Source organism: Ottowia sp., from assembly GCF_035444425.1.
Taxonomy (GTDB): Bacteria; Pseudomonadota; Gammaproteobacteria; order Burkholderiales; family Burkholderiaceae_C; genus Ottowia.
The window spans coordinates 15504-33161 of sequence record NZ_DAOMOQ010000010.1 but is presented as its reverse complement, the minus strand read 5'-3'; the positions used below and the strand labels follow the sequence as shown (position 1 = coordinate 33161).

Here is a 17658-nt window from a genome sequence, read left to right as displayed (position 1 = left end):
CTTACTTCTCCATCGGGTTCCGGCGAGGACGGCCGGGGTCACCCGGCGTCTCGACTTCGGGCATCCGGACCTCCAGGTTGGGGTACTTCTCGTGCATGAATTCCAGCGCGGTCCAGGTGTGGCACTTGCGCACGTCGGGAACCAGCCGGGTCGGGCAGCTGCAGCCGATGAACACGTTCTCGCGCCGCGCCAGATCGGCCAGCGCGTCGAAGGGCCCGCGATCCTGCGCGAACCGGCGTTCCAGCTCGGCGCGGTACCGGTCCATCGACTGGCGCCAGACCGCATCGCTCGGGTCGGCGAAGAACTCGCGCACGAACTCCGCTTCGGGCCGCAGGATGTGCCGCGTGTGCTTGCGGGTGTCCTGGCGGATGCCTTGCGGCAACTGCGCAGCCGGCAGGCCGCGCTGCATGCGGTAGCGGGACAACATGGGGGCGTCGTCGGTGGCAACGGCTGATCAGTAATGCACCACGCTGCGGATCGACTTGCCGGCGTGCATCAGATCGAAGGCCTCGTTGATCTCCGTCAGCGGCATGGTGTGGGTGACGAAGGGCGCGAGCTGGATCCGGCCGGCCATCGCGTCCTCGACCATGCCGGGCAGCTCGCTGCGGCCCTTGACGCCGCCGAAGGCCGTGCCGAGCCAGCGCCGGCCGGTGACGAGCTGGAACGGCCGCGTCGAGATCTCCTGCCCGGCGCCGGCGACACCAATGATTACGCTCTGGCCCCAGCCGCGGTGCGCGCATTCGAGCGCTGCACGCATGACATGGACGTTGCCGATGCACTCGAAGCTGTGGTCCACGCCCCATGTGGTCATGTCCACGATGACCTGCTGGATCGGCTTGTCGTGGTCCTTGGGGTTCACGCAGTCGGTGGCGCCGAAGGTCTTCGCCAGCTCGAACTTGGCCGGGTTGGTGTCGATGGCGATGATGCGGCCGGCACCCGCCAGCTTGGCGCCCTGGATCACCGCCAGGCCGATGCCGCCAAGGCCGAACACCGCGACGCTGTCGCCCGGCTGCACCTTGGCGGTGTTCTTCACCGCGCCCAGACCGGTGGTGACGCCGCAGCCCAGCAGGCAGACCTGCTCGGGGTTGGCCTCAGGGTTGACCTTGGCCAGCGACACCTCGGCCACCACGGTGTATTCGCTGAAGGTGGAGCAGCCCATGTAGTGGTAGATCGGCTTGCCCTGGTAGGAAAAGCGCGTGGTGCCGTCAGGCATCAGGCCCTTGCCCTGGGTGGCGCGCACGGCCACGCACAGGTTGGTCTTGCCGCTCTTGCAGAACAGGCATTCGCCGCACTCGGCGGTGTAGAGCGGAATCACGTGGTCGCCCCGCTTCACGCTGCTGACGCCTTCGCCGACCTCGACCACGGTGCCGGCGCCCTCGTGCCCCAACACCGCCGGGAACACGCCCTCCGGATCGTCGCCGCTCAGGGTGAAGGCGTCGGTGTGGCAGACGCCGGTGTGGGTGATCCGGATCAGCACCTCGCCCTTTTTCGGCGGGGCGACGTCGATCTCGACGATCTGCAGCGGCTTGCCGGGTTCGAAGGCGACGGCGGCGCGGGATTTCATGGGCGGTTCTCCTGATGCGGATTTACTTGAGGTAGGCACGGACCAGCGACGTCAGCTCGTCGATGGTCGTGTGGATGCGTGCGTGCGCCGGATCCTGCAAGCCGTCCGGGTCGCAATCGGCGTGGCCGAGGGATTCGCGCATGTGGCCTTCCAGCACGTCGGCCATCAGGCCGTTGACGGCGCCGCGCATGGCAGCCAGCTGCTGCAGCACCGGACCGCAGCAGGCACCTTGGGCAATGCTGCGCTCGAGCGCCTCGGCCTGGCCACGGATGCGGCGCAAACGGGTGATGGCGCGTTTCCTGTCTTGCGGCGAATGGGGCATGGCGGCACCCTCCCAATACTGTGGGGTAGTTTATAAACCATACCAAAAGAAAGGACAAGTCAAAAAAAGGGTCGCTGATGCGACCCTTTTGGTAGCCAAGACGAGGGACGGCTCAACCGCCACCAAGCCCGATCGGCGCCGGTGCGTCGCGCACGATGCGGGTGAACAGTTGCTCGAACACCGGATCGGGTTGGTACTTGCCGGTCAGCGGGTCGCGGTTTTCCTCGAATGCGGCATCGAGTTCCTCCCAGTCGGCCTCGGTCAGATGCTTCTGCGCCGCGGGCAGGATCTCCTGCTCCTCCAGCTGCATGTGCGCCAGGTACACGTTGATGTAGCGCGTCAGCGTTTCCTGGAACTCCTGTCGCCGCGAGTCGCCCAGCATCTCCCAGGCCACCAGCATCTGGTGCACGTCGCGCACCGCCTGCTCGGTGTACTCGTGGTCGCGGTCGAGGCGCGCCACCGCGACGCCCAACTCGGGCACCGCCTTCACCACGCGCGGAAACAGCAGTTCGGTCTCCTTGGGATGGTGCAGGCGCTCGGGGAACTCATCGATGTAGAACAGCATCGCCCGCAGCACCTCGAAAAAGCCCTTCGGATCGTCGCCGGGGCCTTGCTTCACCATCAGCCGCAGGGACTGCAGCATGGCGGCCATGGAAGAGTGTTCGTCGCGGATGATTTCGAGGGTCCGTGGTTTCATCGTGTTCAGTCTGTTCTGTCGTCGATCGGTGCCGCGAGGCCCGATCTGCTGTCCCTGAAAGGGGTTCGAATCGCGCCCGTTGCGGCGCTGGATCGATTATCTGGCGCCCTGGTATTCACCCGCTGCGGCCGGTTCATTGACCGCACCGCTGTCGTTGACTGTCGCCGCCGGTGCAGCCGGCTGCCAGCGCCGCAGCAGCAGCGCATTGCTCATCACGCTGACAGAGGACAGCGCCATCGCCGCGCCGGCCACCACCGGACTCAGGTAGCCCATCGCCGCCAGCGGGATGCCGGCGACGTTGTAGATGAAGGCCCAGAACAGGTTCTGGCGGATCTTGGCCACGGTACGGCGCGACACGTCCAGCGCCGCCGGCACCAGGCCGACGTCGCCGCGCATCAGCGTGATGCCGGCCGCGTGCATGGCGACGTCGGTGCCGCTGCCCATGGCCATGCCGACGTCGGCCGCCGCCAGCGCCGGCGCGTCGTTGACGCCATCGCCGACCATGGCGACGACATGACGGCCCCCACGCTCCACGGCTGCGCCTGTTGCGCTGCCCCCCGAGGGGGCCGCACCCGGCCTCGGGAGCGGCCCGGCGGCCGGGTGGGTGGCATTGGCCTGCCCGCGCAATTGCATGACGGCCTCGGCCTTGTCGCCCGGCAGCACCTCGGCCATCACCTCGCCGTCCTCGGGCTTGAGGCCGAGGCGGCGCGCCATGGCCTCGGCGGCGCCGCGGTTGTCGCCCGAGATCATCACCGCACGCACGCCGCGCGCGTGCAGTTCGGCCAGCGCCGCCGCGGCGCCCGGCTTCGGTTCGTCGCCGAAGGCCAGCAAGGCCATGGCCCGCGGCACGGCATCGGGCGCACTGCGCACGGCCAGCGCCGAAACGGTGGCGCCTTCGGCCTGCAGCGCGGCGGCACGCTCGCCCAGCGCCTGCAGATCGACGCCCAGTTCGTCCATCCAGCGCAGGCTGCCGATCAGCACCTCGTGCCCAGCCACCTGGCCGACGGTGCCGCGGCCCGGCACTGCCTGCACGTCCTGTGGTGCGTCCCAGGCCAGCTCCCGCGCCTCGGCAGCCTCCGTGACGGCACGCGCCAGCGGGTGCTCGCTGCCGCTCTGCAGGCTGGCCGCGCTGCGCAGCGCCGCCGCCTCGTCGACACCCGGCGCCGTCGCCAGCGCCAGCAGGCGCGGCCGGCCCCGTGTCAGCGTGCCGGTCTTGTCGAAGGCGACGGTGTCGACCCGGTGCGCCACCTCCAGCGCCTCGGCGTCCTTGATCAGGATGCCGAACTTGGCTGCCACGCCGGTGCCGGCCATGATCGCGGTCGGTGTCGCCAGCCCGAGCGCGCAGGGGCAGGCGATCACCAGCACCGCCACCGCGCGCATGATGGCCAGCTCGGTGTCGAGCCCGCTGAACCACCAGCCGAGAAAGGTCAGCAGCCCGATCAGCATCACCGTCGGCACGAACACCGCCGATACCTTGTCGACCAGTCGCTGCACCGGCGCCTTGCCGGCCTGGGCGTCCTCGACCAGACGGATGATGTGGGCCAGCACGCTCTCGCTGCCGGCCGCCGTGACCTGCAGCAGCACGCGGCCGTCGCCGTTGATCGAGCCGCCGGTGAGCTGGTCGCCCACGCCCTTGGCCACCGGCAGCGGCTCGCCGGTCAGCATCGATTCGTCGACCTGGGTCGCGCCCTCGCGCAGCACGCCGTCGGCCGGCACGCGCTCGCCGGGGCGCACCGCGAGCTGGTCGCCGACGCGCAACTCGTCGATCGGGATGTCCTTCTCGCTGCCGTCCCAGTCGATCAGGTGCGCCATCTCGGGGCGCAGCGCGTGCAGCGCGCGGATCGCCGCCGTGGTCTGGCGCTTGGCGCGCGACTCCAGCCACTTGCCCAGCAGCACCAGGGTCACCACCACCGCCGAGCTCTCGAAGTACAGGTGGGCCGCGTGGCCGCCGTGTTCGGAAAACAGCCACATCCACACCGACAGCGCCCAGGCCGCCGTGGTGCCGACCGCGACCAGCAGGTCCATGTTGCCGCTGCCGGCCTTGAGCGCGTGCCAGCCGGCCCTGTAGAAGCGTGCGCCGAGCCAGAACTGCACCGGCGTCGCCAGCAGGAACTGCAGCCAGGCCGGCGGCATCCAGTGGATGCCGAAGGGCAGGCCCAGCATCGGCAGCACCATCGGCGCCGACAGCAGCAGGCCCAGCGCCACCGGGCCGAAGCCGGCCCAGGGCGAGACGTCAGCGGCGTCGATGGCGGCCGCGGCAGCGCGCGGCTCGTAGCCGGCATCGCGCACCGCGCGCCGCAGCACGGCGCTCATGTCCTCGCCGCCGCTGAAGGTGACGCGCGCCGACTCGGTCGCCAGGTTGACGGCGGCGGACTGCACGCCCGGCACTTTCTTCAGCGCGCGCTCGACGCGTGACACGCAGGAGGCGCAGGTCATGCCGCCAACGCCGAGATCCAGGGTGGTGGTGGAATCGGTCATGCCGGCAGTATCAGGCTTCCCATGATGGGAATGTCAAGCCGGCTGGGAAACCTGTTGAACCGCTTGACATTGCCACCATGTCAAGCTTCATGATGGGTGCCATCGCCGTTCCATCGTTCTTCAGGAGATTCTCATGAACCAGCAATTCACCGTCACCGGCATGACCTGCGGCCACTGCGAGGCCGCCGTCACGCGCGCCATCAAGCAGCTCGACGGCAGCGCCCAGGTGAAGATCGACCGTGCCCAGAACCTGGTCGAGGTCGACACCACGCAGCCGCGCGAGGCGATCGCCGCCGCGATCCGCGAGGAAGGCTACACGGTGACCGAATGAACCCCGGCCAGGGCATCGGCCCGGTCAACATCGGCGCCGCCGCGCGCGCCTCGGGCGTGTCGGCCAAGATGGTGCGTCACTACGAAGCGCTCGGCCTGCTCGGCGCGGTGGCGCGCACCGACAGCGGCTACCGCCAGTACACGCCGGCCGACATCCACACCCTGCGCTTCATCAAGCGCTCGCGCGAACTGGGTTTCTCGATGGCCGAGATCGCCGAGCTGGTCGGCCTGTGGCACGACCGCGAACGCGCCAGCGCCGATGTCAAGCGCATTGCCCAGCGGCATGTCGGCGAGCTGGAGCAGCGCATCGCCGCCCTGCAGGACATGCGGCGCACGCTGCAGGATCTGCTGCGCCATTGCCATGGCGACGAGCGGCCCGAATGCCCGATCCTCGACGACCTCAGCGGCCGCCACAAGGCGCGCTGAAGCCTGGTGCGGCGGCCGCGCATTCTTCCCCTGTTTGCCAATCTTTACAAACCGACATGCGCCAGTGATGACGCCGATACCGGCGCGGCGCAGACTTGCTTTCAAGCCGGTCATCGAGCCTTCACGGCCGCCCCGGCCAGGTGCTTGATCCCGTTACGAATACCGATCCTGAAAGGAAGCAGTCATGACCCACCCGAAACGCCTCTTCATCGCCACCGTGCTGGCCGCCACCGGTGCCATCGCCGTCGCGCAAAGCCCCTTGACCGTGGCGCAGGCCGGCCCTGCCGCCGGCGAGCAAACCGCCCGCCCCATGATGCGCGATCGCGGCGCGCGCATGGATTCGGCGCAGCGTGAACAGCGCCGGGCCGAATGGCATGCGCAGCGCATGGCCGACCTGAAGGCGCAGCTGAAACTCACGCCGGCACAGGAAGGCGCCTGGACCGCCTATGCCGCCGCCATGCAGCCGCCCGCCGATGCCGCATGGCCGCGCATGAACCGCGACGAACTGAGCCAGCTGAACACCCCGCAGCGCATCGACCGCATGCAACAGCTGGCAACCGAACGCCAGACCCGCATGCAGCAACGCGGCGAGGCGGTCAAGGCCTTCTACGCCCAACTCACGCCGGAGCAGCAGAAGGTGTACGACGAGCGCGCCATGCGCGGCGGCAAGGGCGGCGGCATGGGTGGAATGGGCGGCATGGGCGGCCCTGGCCACCGCGGCATGCGCTGATCCGCAGGCGCTCATCGACAAGCCGGCGGCCACTCGCATGGCCACCGGCTTTTCTTGTTCCCGGGCAGGCGCACGACGCGACCGCGCTGGATCGCTGGCCCGTCATGCGCTAAGGTAGGACTTCGCTCTGGGCCTTGCCGCCACCGCTGGCGCTGCAGGGCACCGATCGATTCAGAGGAAGCCACCCATGCATTCACGCCTGACCCGTGCGCTGGTTCTGGCCGCGCCACTGGCCTTGCTGGCCGCCTGCGCGACCGAACCCGCCAGCACCCAAGCCACACCCGCTGCCGCGCCACCTACGCCGGCCCCGGTCACCGCACCCCCTACGGCACCGCCACCGGCGGTCGTCACCGCACCCGCCCCGGCGCCGCGCGCTCCGGCACCGCTCAACATGAGCGTGCGCGACGCCCAGCAGCGCCTGCTCGACAAGGGCTACGACCCCGGCACCGTGGACGGCGTTGCCGGTCCACGAACCGCCAGTGCACTGCGCCAGTTCCAGCGCGACCAGGGCCTGATGGCGACCGGCCGCCTGGATTCCGTCACGATCCAGGCGCTGGGGCGCTGATGGTCGCGCCGCCGCGCCACGCGTGTGCGGCGACTGCGGACGTCACCTGAACGCCGGCACCGGCAACCAGGTACTGATGGCGTTATCCTGCCGATCCGCCCACGCCAAGCTGCGCCCACCGTGCCCCATACCGCTCCGCCACCACCGCCGTTGCCGCCGGCGCGCCCGCCCGGCACGCTGCGCCTGCCGCCGATCCGCCGCATCGCGCTAGCCGCCCCGTTCGACTGGCTGGCGCTGGGCTGGCGCGATCTGTGGCGCATCGGCCTGCCGAGTCTGCTGCACGGGCTGGTCCTGGCAGCGTTCGGCGCATTGCTGCTGCTGATCGCGCGCGACCGCTTCTGGCTGCTGGCTGGCGCCTTTTCCGGTTTTCTGGTGGTGGCGCCGGTGCTGGCCACCAGCCTGTACGCGCTCAGCCGTGCGCTCGAGCGCGGCGAACCGGCCGACCTGCAGACGGTGACCAAGACCTGGACCCGCTGGCAGTACTCGCGCTACGCCGTGCACGGCGGCTACTGGAGCCTGGTGCGCTTCGGCCTGCTGCTGTCGCTGGCCGGCACCGGCTGGGTGCTGACTTCCGCCGCGCTGATCACCGCACTGGCTCCGGCGCCAGTCCACGCACCGCTGGATTTCGTGCGCCACGTGGTGCTGGCTCCGCGCGGCTACCTGTTCGAGCTGTGGCTGACCATGGGCGCGCTGATGGCGGCGCCCTTGTTCGCCTCCAGCGTGGTGTCGATGCCCTTGCTGCTCGACCGCCGGGTCGACGTGCTGAAAGCCGTACTGACCAGCTGGCAGGCGGTGCTGAGCAACCCGGGCGCGCTGGCGCTGTGGGCGGGCCTGATCATGGCCCTGACGCTGCTGGGCATGGCCACCGCGCTGCTCGGCCTGATCGTCATCCTGCCCTGGCTCGGCCACGCCAGCTGGCACGCCTACCGGGCGCTGGTCGACGAATCCGCGCTGCCGGAACGCCTGCCGCCGGAGGGAAGCACCTGATGTTCGGCTTCAACGAGGAACAGATCGCCTGGTTCGGCCTCACCGTCGGCGTCAGCGCGTTCATGCTCTACATGCTGTTCATCGTCGGGCAACTGGCCTGGGAATCCAAGGCCGGCAAGTTCGGCACCTTCGTGCTGTTCCTGGCGCTGGCCTTCGGCATGGTGGGCTTCATCGCCAAGACCATCATCCAGTGGGTGATCGAGAAATAGCGGTCGGAAAAACCTGTGGACAGTCAGCTGGCAAGTCGCGGCTTGTCCACAGCATGTCGCCCGGCGTTCATCTTGTCCCCACCAGTGCCGCCCGGCCACGGCTGCTTGTCCACAGCACCGGCCAGACCCTAAGTGGCGATGGCGTTTGGTAAAAACCGACTTGCTCACAAAAGTGCAGGAGCTCTACTACGACAACTATTCTTTTTCATAACTATCAAGAGTCAAGACAGGACAAGCAGCAGAGCGTTTCGCCGCTGCCGCTTCGTAGTCCGGCCGGGTCGCGTCGAGGCACCGGCATTGGTTACATTCCGGCCAACGCCGGCCGCAAATGCCCTGGTGGCGACTGGTAAGATCAGCGGTCGATATCCGCACTGATCCGCCTTTCCTCGTCCGACATCCGCACCTCCATGTCCGTTGCCCTGGCCGGCCGCAGTCCCAGCACTTTCGAGATCAAGAGCGCGACGCTGCCATTGCTGGCATTGCGTCTGAAGTCGCCTGATCTGGCGCTGCTGCAGGACGAACTGGAAGCGCAGTACGGCGAGATGCCGGATTTCTTCGAGCACGATCCGGTGGTGGTCGATTTGTCGGCGCTGGCGCCGGAGCATGCCGAGGCCAGCATCGATTTCGAGCAACTGGGCGAGTTGCTGCACACGCGCCGCCTGCGCTTCATGGCGGTGCGCGGCGGCAGCGAGGAGCAGCGCGCGGCGGCGGCGCAGCTGGGTCTGCTGCTGGCACCCGACGTCCCGGTGCAGCGCAGCGAGCGAACCACTGAAACGCCGGCGCCGCCGGTCGAGGCCGTGGCGCCGGGCGCGCTGGTGATCGACCGGCCCCTGCGCTCGGGCCAGCAGGTGTACGCGCGCGGCCGCGACCTGGTGCTGCTGGCCATGGTCAACCATGGTGCCGAGGTGATCGCCGACGGCCACGTGCACGTCTACGCGCCGCTGCGCGGGCGCGCCATCGCCGGCGCACGGGGCTGGCCGCAGGCGCGCATCTTCGCGCTCGACATGCAACCCGACCTGGTGTCGATCGCCGGCGTCTACCGCACCAGCGACGCCTCGCTCGGGCCCGAGATCTGGGGCCGCGCCGCGGTCGTGCAACTGGTTTCGGGCGAAGCCGGCGACAGCCTGGTGTTCGAGCCCATGGGTGATTGAGAGCGTGGCGCGCAACCCGTATCAAGCTACAGCTAAAGCAAGGTGAACTGACATGGCAAGAATCGTTGTGGTGACTTCCGGCAAGGGCGGCGTCGGCAAGACCACCACCAGCGCGGCGTTCGCATCCGGCCTGGCGCTCAAGGGCCACAAGACGGCGGTGATCGACTTCGACGTCGGCCTGCGCAACCTGGACCTCATCATGGGCTGCGAGCGCCGCGTGGTGTACGACTTCGTCAACGTGATCCAGGGCGAGGCCAACCTGACCCAGGCGCTGATCCGCGACAAGCAGTGCGACAAGCTGTACGTGCTGGCCGCCAGCCAGACGCGCGACAAGGAGGCACTGACGCAGGAAGGCGTGAAGAAGGTGCTCGACGACCTGGTGGCGATGGATTTCGACTACATCGTCTGCGATTCGCCGGCCGGCATCGAGACCGGCGCCATCTACGCCATGTACTACGCCGACGAGGCGCTGATCGTGACCAACCCCGAGGTCTCCAGCGTGCGCGACTCCGACCGCATCCTGGGCATGCTGGGCAGCAAGACGCAGCGCGCCATCGACGGCAAGGAGCCGATCAAGGAACACCTGCTGATCACGCGCTACAACCCGAACCGTGTCGCCGACGGCCAGATGTTGAGCCTGGAGGACATCCAGGACATTCTGCGCATCAAGCTGATCGGCGTGATCCCGGAAAGCGAGGCGGTGCTGCAGGCCTCCAACCAGGGCCTGCCGGCGGTGTACTTGACCGGCACCGACGTGGCGGGTGCCTACAGCGACGTGGTGGAGCGCTTCCTCGGTGCCGACAAGCCGATGCGCTACGTCGAGGCCGAGAAGCCGGGTTTCTTCAAGCGCCTGTTCGGAGGTCGGTGAGCCATGTCCTTCCTCTCATTCTTCCTGGGCGAGAAGAAGAAGACCGCCAGCGTTGCCAAGGAGCGCCTGCAGATCATCCTGGCGCACGAGCGCTCAGGCCGCAGCCCGGCCGAGCCCGACTACCTGCCCGACCTGCAGCGCGACCTGATCGCGGTGATCAGCAAGTACGTCAAGATCGACCCGAAGGACATCAAGGTCAACCTGGAACGGCAGGACGACCTGGAAGTGCTGGAAGTCAAGATCGAGCTGCCGGAGAAGGCGGCAGCCTGAGCGCCCGCAGGCGTCCGGCGGCATGACCATGAACCCGCGCAGCGCCGACGACAAGGACCGGCCGCTGGCGCCGCCCGAGCCCGAATCGGAAGGCGGCATGCTGCGCTGGGTGGTCGCCGCGGCCGCCGTGCTGACGCTGATGGTGGGCGCCTACCACGCCTACGAATGGCTGGTCAACGACGTGTCGCAGCGCCGGGCGGTGGCGGAAGGCCGGGCACCCGCGCCGGAGCAGCCGGTTGTTTCTGGCGAGCCGGCGGCGAAGCCCGATCTGGCCGCAGTCCCGGCGGTCAGCAGGCCTGCGCCGGCGCCCACGCCAGCGCGTGATCCGCAGGCGCCGGCCGTGGTGGCCGGTGGAGTCAACAAATGCGTGCGGGACGGCCATGTCACCTACACCAACGAGCCCTGCCCCGAAGGCAGCGCGCAGCCGGCGGCTGCAGCTGGCATGGATGCGAACGGTGTCACGGGTTCCATCGGCGACGGCGTGCCCGCGGTGGTGGCGCGGCCGGTGGCGCTGGCGAGCGGCAGTGATCCGGGCCACCTGGATGCTGTCTGCCGCCATCTGGCAGCCGAACTGGAACGGCTGGATTTCGAGTTCCGGCAACCCTTGCCGCCGCCAGTGCTCGACCACATCTCCAGCCGCCTGAACACCTTGCGCGCGCAAAGCCAGGCCGCCGAGTGTGCGCCGGTGGCCAGGCCCGCTGCGGCCAAACCGGCCGCCGCCGGCAAGCGGCCGGCGCGCAAGGTGGTGGACGAGAAGGCGGGCGATTGAGGCGTGCGGGCATGGCGGCACCCGTGCCTGGAAGCGCCTCCGTGCTGCAGCGCAGCACGATCATGGGATGTGCGCTAAAATGGCCGATTGACTGACCATCGGTCGCGAGGCGCATGGCTGGCCGGATCCGCATCCCGCACACGCCGTTTTCCCATCGCTTCCTTGCTCGCCGGCGGCGTCGCACCCGATAGCCGGTGCCCCGCCAGCCGCTGCCACACACTGAGTGTGGCCAGTTCAGAGCACTCGCGCGTCCGCCGCCGCCCGTCGTCAACGATCCCGCGCGCCGCGCCGTCCCGGCGGATGGCCAGGCTCCGCATTCGTTCCCATTGACACAAGGAGAAAACGCATGGCCAAGGAAGAACTGATCGAGATGCAAGGCATCGTCAACGAGGTGCTGCCCGACACGCGTTTTCGCGTCACGCTGGACAACGGCCACGAGCTGGTGGCGTACTCGGCCGGCAAGATGAAGAAGCACCGCATCCGCATCCTGGCGGGTGACCGCGTGTCGCTGGAACTGTCGCCCTACGACCTGAGCAAGGGCCGCATCAGCTTCCGCCACCTCGAGCGGCGCATGCCTTCGACCGGCGCGCGGCCGCAGCACCGACGCTGAGCCTCGCCGTCGGCCTGTCACCCGACACGCCCAGCCAGTATTGAAACCAGACGGCATGAGCAGCCAAACGCCTGACGCCGTGGCTGCCGCCTTCACAGCGCATCCGCGCGTCGGCTTCCTGCCGCCGGACCAGCGCCATCGAGCCGACTACGACGGCCCCTTGCCGATCGGCCACGACCAGACCAATTCACAACCGCGCACGGTCGCCGCCATGCTGCGCTTGCTTGATGTCGGCTGGGGCATGCGCGTGCTCGATGTCGGCGCCGGCTCCGGCTGGACCACCGCCTTGCTGGCGCACCTGGTCGGCGCCGACGGCCAGGTGCTGGGCGTCGAGTTGATTCCCGAACTGACCCAATGGGGCGCCGACAACCTTGCCGCCACCAGGCAACCCTGGGCCAGCATCGTGCAGGCGAGGCCCGGCGTGCTGGGCCTGCCCGAGCAGGGCCTGTTCGACCGCATCCTGGTGTCGGCCGAACCCGACGAACTGCCGCAGGCGCTGGTCGACCAGTTGCGCGACGGCGGCATCATGGTGATCCCGGTCGCCGGCGAGATGTTGCGCGTGGTGCGGCGCGGCGAGCAGACCGATATCACGCGCCACGGCGGCTACCGCTTCGTGCCGCTGCGCTGAAACTCCCGCGTCAGTTGCGGCGCAACTGCCGCCGCGCCCGCACCGCCTCGGCCAATCCCGCCAGCACCGGCACCGTCTGCTCGAAACTGATGCAGGCGTCGGTCACGGACACGCCCCGCTTCAAGGGCTGGCCCGGCACGATGTCCTGGCGGCCTTCCTCCAGGTGGCTCTCGATCATCACGCCCATGATGCGCGCGTCGCCCGCCGCCACCTGCTCGGCGACTGCCTGCGCCACCGTGATCTGGCGCGCATGCTGCTTGCTCGAATTGGCGTGCGAGACGTCGATCATCAGCTGCTCGCGCAGGCCGGCGCTCGCCAGCAGCGCGCAGGCGGCGTCGACGTCGGTCCTGGCGTAGTTCGGCGCCTTGCCGCCGCGCAGGATGATGTGGCAATCCTGGTTGCCGCGCGTTTCGAACACGGCGGCCTGGCCCATCTTGGTCAGACCCAGGAAGGCATGCGGCGATTGCGCCGCGACGATGGCATCAAGCGCCACCCTGACGCCGCCGTCGGTGCCGTTCTTGAAGCCGACCGGGCAGCTCAGGCCGCTGGCCAGCTGGCGATGACTCTGGCTCTCGGTGGTGCGCGCGCCGATGGCGCCCCAGCTCACCAGGTCGCTGATGAACTGCGGGCTGAGCAGGTCGAGAAATTCGCAGCCTACCGGCAGGCCGAGCGCCAGTACCTCAAGCAGCAGGCGCCGGGCCATCTGCAGGCCGTCGTTGATGGCGTAGCTGCCGTCGCGGCGCGGGTCGTTGATGTAGCCCTTCCAGCCCACCGTGGTGCGCGGCTTCTCGAAGTACACGCGCATCACCAGCAGCAGCTCGTCGGTGTGCCGGTCGGCCTCGGTCTTGAGTCGGCGCGCGTAGTCGAGCGCCTCATCGTGGTCGTGGATCGAGCACGGCCCGACCACCACCACCAGCCGGTCATCCTGGCCATGCAGCACGCGCGAGATCGCCGCGCGGCTGCCTTCGACCAGGTCCTGCGTCGCCTCGGGTGCCGGCAGCCATTCCTGCAGCAGCGCCGGCGTGATCAGCGGCCGCACCGCGCGGATGCGCGTGTCGTCGATGCGGGTGGTGTCGAGGGTGGAGGTGCTGGCGGTGTCGGGCATGGCCGGATTATCGGCGCGGTGCAGCTATCAAATTGATATCAGGGCGATATCAGGGCCCGACACTGACCTGCGGCAACTGCGCCAGCACCTGACCCAGCATCGCGCGGCTGTCGTGGATCACCTTGGTGCGCCACGCGGCCGAACTGGGGTTGAACATCTCGCGGTAGTCGTGCTTGATGCGCGCCTCGTCGGTGGCGCTGGCGTAGCCGTGCTGCGCGCCCTGATTCTCCAGCACCGTGATGTGCAGCGACTTGACCGCGCCCAGCGTGGCCTGGCTGTCCATGGTGCCGTACTCGAACACCGCCGGCAGGTGCGCGCCGCTCTTGCGCAGCGCGCCGATCCAGCCGGCGACGTCGCCGGTGACGGTGTAGAAGTCGGCGCCGCTGCCCCAGTCGATGTTTTGGCCCGCGAACACCGCTTCCAGGCCTTCGCGCACGCGCGGGTTCTCGGGCGGGTTCAGGAACACGTGCAGCTGGCCGCGAGCGCCGTAGCCGGTGTGCAGGTCGATGCCCATCGACAGCGGGTACTGCTCCAGGATCGTGGCCAGGCGCGGCGCCAGCGCGGCCAGTTGCGGCTCCAGCGCCTTGCCGCCGTAGTAGATGCCCCGGGGCACCTCGTACTGACCCTGCAGCACCGCCTGGCGCAGCACCGGCATGCCGTGGCGGGCGATCTGCGCCACCGAGCGCAGCAGGAACAGCCGGTGCTGCCAGGCACCCAGGTCGGCCGGCCCACCCGGATTGATCAGCGGATCGACCACCGGGTAGCCGGCGTTCTGGGTCTGGTACAGCGCCTCGGTGGTGGCGGCGTTGCGGTTCAGGTCGACGTTGTTCTCGGTGAAGCGCCGCTGCTCGGCGAAACCCCAGGGATTGAGCGCATGCAGCAGCAGCACGCCGGTGTCGGCCAGCAGGGCGTCGTTCATGAATTCCTGCATGAACAGCCGCGTGACCGCGCTGCCGGTCGGCCCCTCGACGCCATGCACCGCCGAGGACAGGATCAGCAGGCGTTTCGGGCTCTGCTGCGCCGGCACGTACAGGCCGTCGACGAACAACTCGCGCGTGCCCTGGCGGCTGCCGACCGGGATCGCGAAGCGCTCGGCATTCGCGAAGCGCTGCGCCAGGGTATCGCCGTCCGCCAGGAAGGCGGCGCGGGCGCCGGCATAGTCGTCGACGAAGTAGGCCAGCGCCTGGCTGTCGGGCGCGACTGCCGGATCGGCCGCCGCGTAACCGGCAAAGCGCCAGCTGGCCACGCCGGCGGCCACCAGACCCAGCACCACCAGCGCAAGCACGGCGCGCCACAGCCAACGCAGCATGTCGATTCCTCGGGGACGTATCAGGACGCTACTATAGGGCCGCCCTGAGAACGATGAACACCACGCAACCCGCCATCACGCGCCACCTGCTGATTCGTGGCCAGGTGCAGGGCGTGTATTACCGCGCCAGCATGGCCGCCCAGGCCGCGCGCCTGGATGTGGCGGGCTGGGTGCGCAACCGGCGCGACGGCAGCGTCGAGGCCGTGCTGCACGGGCCGGCCGATGCGGTGGCGCAACTGATCGACTGGGCGCACCGCGGCCCGAGCACGGCACGTGTCGAGTCGGTCGAGGTGACGACCGCCGTGGCGGAGCCGCCGAACGGCTTCGAGCAGCGGCCGACGGTCTGATTGAAGGCCCTGCTCACAGCGTCCGGCCGAACGGCGCCAGCCCGATCCAGGCCGCGTGCAGCCAGAATGCGAAGGCCGCCCAGACCAGCACGCCGACGATCAGCGTGACCAGCGTGCCGAGCGCCGTGCCGGTAGGGTAGACCGTGCCCTGGACGCGGTCACGCTGGCGCGCCGCGCGGTAGCTCAGGATGGCCCACAGCAGGAAGGTGCCGAACAGCAGCAGGTCGGCCAGCTTGGCCGTTGCCAGCAGGTGACCGAAGGCCCACAGCTTGACGCCCAGCACCATCGGATGGTGCAGCCCCGCCTTGAGATGGTTGCGCGGCACGTAGGCGGCCACGATCAGGATGAAGGCCAGCAGCGTGAACAGCGAGTTCAGGTGCCTGGTGAACACCGGCGGTGTCCACAGCACGACCGGCTGCTGGCGCGCCAGCCCATAGCCCCAGACGATCAGGGCAAAGCCGAGCAGCGAAACAACCGAATACAGGCCCTTCCACGACATCAGGCCCAGGCGCGCCACCTGGCGCGTGCGCCAGTCGTCGGCGAAGATGCGCACGGAATGCACGCCCAGAAACAGGATCAGGCCGAGGATGAGCAGGGTCATGAGGGTGCTTCCATTGGTTCGGGTGGGGCCGCGGCGCGCCTACTTCTTCAGGCGGCTCTCCAGCGGCTCGTCGCTGGGCTTGGCGGACAGGGTGCGTAGCGATCGGGTCATCTGGTTCATGCTGGTCTCCTCGCTGGCATGCCTGTTGCCGAAATGCGGCGTCATCCTAGCGGATGAGCATGTCATGTGTGCGCAAGCGCCGGATGTGCGGCATGCTCCGGTCAAGCCCACCCCAGTCTTTTCCGGCCATGCGTACTTCAACCAAGCTCACCCTGATCGGCGCACCGACCGACGTTGGCGCCGGCGCGCGCGGCGCCAGCATGGGGCCGGAGGCGCTGCGCGTCGCCGGCCTTGCCGAGGCCTTGCAGGCCCAGGGCGTGGCGGTGCACGACGCCGGCAACCTGAACGGCCCGGCCAATCCCTGGCAAGCGCCACGGGACGGCTTTCGCCACCTACCCGAGGTGACAGCCTGGTGCCGTGCCGTGCACGAGGCGGTGCTCGCCGTGCTCGATATCGGCCGCCTGCCGATCCTGCTCGGCGGCGACCACAGCCTGGCGATGGGTTCCATCAGCGCCGTCGCGCGCCACTGTCAGGCCAGCGCTCGGCGCCTGCGCGTGCTGTGGCTCGATGCCCACGCCGACTTCAACACCGCCGCGCTCACGCCCAGCGGCAATCTGCACGGCATGCCGGTGGCCAGCCTGTTTGGCGACGGCCCGCCGGAGCTGGTCGGCCTCGGCGGCTTCTCGGCCGAGCGGCCGGCGCTGCGCGCCAGCGAGCTGCGCCAGCTCGGCATCCGCAGCGTCGATGCCGGTGAAAAGCGCCTCGTGCACCAGGCGGGCATCGAGGTGTTCGACATGCGCTTCATCGACGAGCACGGCATGCGCGCCGCGATGGAGCGTGCGCTGGCTGGCGTCGACGCGGACACGCACCTGCACGTCAGCCTGGACGTCGATTTCCTCGACCCCGAGATCGCTCCCGGCGTCGCCACCACGGTGCGCGGCGGCCCCACTTACCGCGAGGCGCAACTGTGCATGGAGATGATCGCCGACACCGGCCGGCTGGCCTCGCTCGACATCGTCGAACTCAACCCCGCTTGCGACATCCGCAACCGCACGGCGGAACTGGCGGTGGATCTGGTGGAAAGCCTGTTCGGCAAGAGCACGCTGATGCGCCAGACCATCTAAGCGATCAGACGGCGCGCAATGGCAAGGCGCTGGTGCTCTTGACCTCCTCCATCACCGCATAGGTGCGCGTCTCGCGCACGCCCGGCAGCCGCCACAGCACCTCGCCGGCAAACGCGCGGTAGGCGGCCATGTCGGCCATGCGGGTCTTGAGCAGGTAGTCGAAGCCGCCGGCGACCAGATGGCATTCGAGGATCTCGTCGTACACCTGCACGGCGGCCTTGAACTCGTCGAACACATTCTGCGTCGTGCGGTCCAGCAGCACCTCGATGAACACCACCAGGCCCAGGCCGAGCCTGGCCGGGTTCAGCCGCGCGTGCGTGCCCAGGATGAAGCCATCGCGCGTCAGGCGCTGCACGCGCGCCAGCACAGCCGGGGGCGACAGGCCCACGGTGTCGGCCAGCTTCTGGTTGCTGGTGCGGCCATCCTGCTGCAGCAACTGGAGCAGGCGCAGGTCGATGCGGTCGAGGTTGTCGTGCGGCGTGACCGTATTTTCCATGGTGTTCGTATT

24 protein-coding genes are annotated in these 17658 nt (G+C 69.0%); 14 read left to right on the top strand and 10 right to left on the bottom strand.

Annotation, left to right across the window (positions count from 1 at the left end):
* Window position 1: 1 nt before the first annotated feature.
* From PK606_RS06010 to PK606_RS05990, 5 genes are all read right to left on the bottom strand, one after another.
* Window positions 2–427: a DUF488 family protein, N3 subclade gene (locus PK606_RS06010; protein WP_324561726.1), complete on the bottom strand. Its 426-nt coding sequence runs from the start codon at window positions 425–427 to the stop codon at window positions 2–4.
* A 27-nt stretch (window positions 428–454) separates the two neighbouring features.
* The gene (locus tag PK606_RS06005) at window positions 455–1564 is read right to left on the bottom strand and encodes an S-(hydroxymethyl)glutathione dehydrogenase/class III alcohol dehydrogenase (RefSeq protein ID WP_324561724.1); all 1110 of its coding nucleotides are present in this window, start codon (window positions 1562–1564) and stop codon (window positions 455–457) included.
* Between the two features lie 22 nt (window positions 1565–1586).
* A complete protein-coding gene (locus PK606_RS06000; protein ID WP_324561722.1) occupies window positions 1587–1886 on the bottom strand; it encodes a metal-sensing transcriptional repressor in 300 nt (99 codons plus the stop codon).
* Window positions 1887–1998: 112 nt separating this feature from the next.
* Window positions 1999–2583: a hemerythrin domain-containing protein gene (locus PK606_RS05995; RefSeq protein WP_324561720.1), complete on the bottom strand. Its 585-nt coding sequence runs from the start codon at window positions 2581–2583 to the stop codon at window positions 1999–2001.
* Window positions 2584–2679: 96 nt separating this feature from the next.
* Entirely contained in the window at window positions 2680–5061 is a 2382-nt protein-coding gene (locus PK606_RS05990; protein WP_324561719.1) for a heavy metal translocating P-type ATPase, read from the bottom strand.
* A 133-nt stretch (window positions 5062–5194) separates the two neighbouring features.
* Here PK606_RS05990 and PK606_RS05985 point away from each other — a divergent pair, with 133 nt between their 5' ends.
* From PK606_RS05985 to PK606_RS05930, 12 genes are all read left to right on the top strand, one after another.
* Window positions 5195–5392, top strand: coding sequence for a heavy-metal-associated domain-containing protein (locus PK606_RS05985; RefSeq protein WP_324561717.1), 198 nt, complete (start codon window positions 5195–5197; stop codon window positions 5390–5392).
* A complete protein-coding gene (gene cueR / locus PK606_RS05980; protein ID WP_324561715.1) occupies window positions 5389–5817 on the top strand; it encodes a Cu(I)-responsive transcriptional regulator in 429 nt (142 codons plus the stop codon). The genes PK606_RS05985 and cueR overlap by 4 nt, the downstream gene beginning before the upstream one ends.
* Before the next feature lie 184 nt (window positions 5818–6001).
* Window positions 6002–6547 (top strand): Spy/CpxP family protein refolding chaperone, encoded by a 546-nt coding sequence (locus PK606_RS05975; protein ID WP_324561713.1) that lies wholly within the window; start codon window positions 6002–6004, stop codon window positions 6545–6547.
* 187 nt (window positions 6548–6734) lie between these two features.
* Window positions 6735–7112, top strand: a complete 378-nt coding sequence (locus tag PK606_RS05970) for a peptidoglycan-binding domain-containing protein (RefSeq protein ID WP_324561711.1) — start codon at window positions 6735–6737, stop codon at window positions 7110–7112.
* Between the two features lie 120 nt (window positions 7113–7232).
* On the top strand, window positions 7233–8099 hold the full coding sequence (locus tag PK606_RS05965; RefSeq protein ID WP_502920791.1) for a DUF2189 domain-containing protein: 867 nt from the start codon (window positions 7233–7235) through the stop codon (window positions 8097–8099).
* Window positions 8099–8308, top strand: coding sequence for a DUF2788 domain-containing protein (locus PK606_RS05960; protein ID WP_324561709.1), 210 nt, complete (start codon window positions 8099–8101; stop codon window positions 8306–8308). The genes PK606_RS05965 and PK606_RS05960 overlap by 1 nt, the downstream gene beginning before the upstream one ends.
* Window positions 8309–8715: 407 nt before the next feature.
* Window positions 8716–9459, top strand: coding sequence for a septum site-determining protein MinC (gene minC / locus PK606_RS05955; RefSeq protein ID WP_324561707.1), 744 nt, complete (start codon window positions 8716–8718; stop codon window positions 9457–9459).
* Window positions 9460–9511: 52 nt separating this feature from the next.
* Entirely contained in the window at window positions 9512–10327 is an 816-nt protein-coding gene (gene minD, locus PK606_RS05950) for a septum site-determining protein MinD (protein ID WP_324561705.1), read from the top strand.
* 3 nt (window positions 10328–10330) lie between these two features.
* Window positions 10331–10597 (top strand): cell division topological specificity factor MinE, encoded by a 267-nt coding sequence (gene minE / locus PK606_RS05945; protein ID WP_324561703.1) that lies wholly within the window; start codon window positions 10331–10333, stop codon window positions 10595–10597.
* A 22-nt stretch (window positions 10598–10619) separates the two neighbouring features.
* Entirely contained in the window at window positions 10620–11366 is a 747-nt protein-coding gene (locus PK606_RS05940) for a hypothetical protein (RefSeq protein ID WP_324561701.1), read from the top strand.
* 346 nt (window positions 11367–11712) lie between these two features.
* Window positions 11713–11976: a translation initiation factor IF-1 gene (infA, locus tag PK606_RS05935; protein ID WP_324561699.1), complete on the top strand. Its 264-nt coding sequence runs from the start codon at window positions 11713–11715 to the stop codon at window positions 11974–11976.
* A gap of 55 nt (window positions 11977–12031) precedes the next feature.
* Entirely contained in the window at window positions 12032–12604 is a 573-nt protein-coding gene (locus PK606_RS05930; RefSeq protein ID WP_324561697.1) for a protein-L-isoaspartate O-methyltransferase family protein, read from the top strand.
* A 10-nt stretch (window positions 12605–12614) separates the two neighbouring features.
* Here the strand turns inward: PK606_RS05930 and PK606_RS05925 are convergent, their stop codons facing one another.
* Window positions 12615–13709 (bottom strand): 3-deoxy-7-phosphoheptulonate synthase, encoded by a 1095-nt coding sequence (locus tag PK606_RS05925; protein ID WP_324561695.1) that lies wholly within the window; start codon window positions 13707–13709, stop codon window positions 12615–12617.
* Between the two features lie 49 nt (window positions 13710–13758).
* Entirely contained in the window at window positions 13759–15018 is a 1260-nt protein-coding gene (locus PK606_RS05920) for a M14 family metallopeptidase (protein WP_324561693.1), read from the bottom strand.
* A gap of 53 nt (window positions 15019–15071) precedes the next feature.
* Between PK606_RS05920 and PK606_RS05915 the strand changes: the two genes are divergently transcribed.
* Complete coding sequence (locus tag PK606_RS05915; RefSeq protein WP_324561691.1) at window positions 15072–15365, top strand: acylphosphatase; 294 nt, start codon at window positions 15072–15074, stop codon at window positions 15363–15365.
* Between the two features lie 13 nt (window positions 15366–15378).
* Here the strand turns inward: PK606_RS05915 and PK606_RS05910 are convergent, their stop codons facing one another.
* Entirely contained in the window at window positions 15379–15966 is a 588-nt protein-coding gene (locus PK606_RS05910; protein WP_324561689.1) for an NnrU family protein, read from the bottom strand.
* 39 nt (window positions 15967–16005) lie between these two features.
* A complete protein-coding gene (locus PK606_RS05905) occupies window positions 16006–16131 on the bottom strand; it encodes a hypothetical protein (protein ID WP_324561687.1) in 126 nt (41 codons plus the stop codon).
* 83 nt (window positions 16132–16214) lie between these two features.
* On the opposite strand from PK606_RS05905, the gene rocF reads away from it, so the two are divergent.
* Window positions 16215–17150 (top strand): arginase, encoded by a 936-nt coding sequence (gene rocF / locus PK606_RS05900; protein ID WP_324561685.1) that lies wholly within the window; start codon window positions 16215–16217, stop codon window positions 17148–17150.
* Window positions 17151–17154: 4 nt separating this feature from the next.
* Here the strand turns inward: rocF and PK606_RS05895 are convergent, their stop codons facing one another.
* On the bottom strand, window positions 17155–17646 hold the full coding sequence (locus PK606_RS05895; RefSeq protein WP_324561683.1) for an Lrp/AsnC ligand binding domain-containing protein: 492 nt from the start codon (window positions 17644–17646) through the stop codon (window positions 17155–17157).
* Window positions 17647–17658 lie beyond the last annotated feature (12 nt).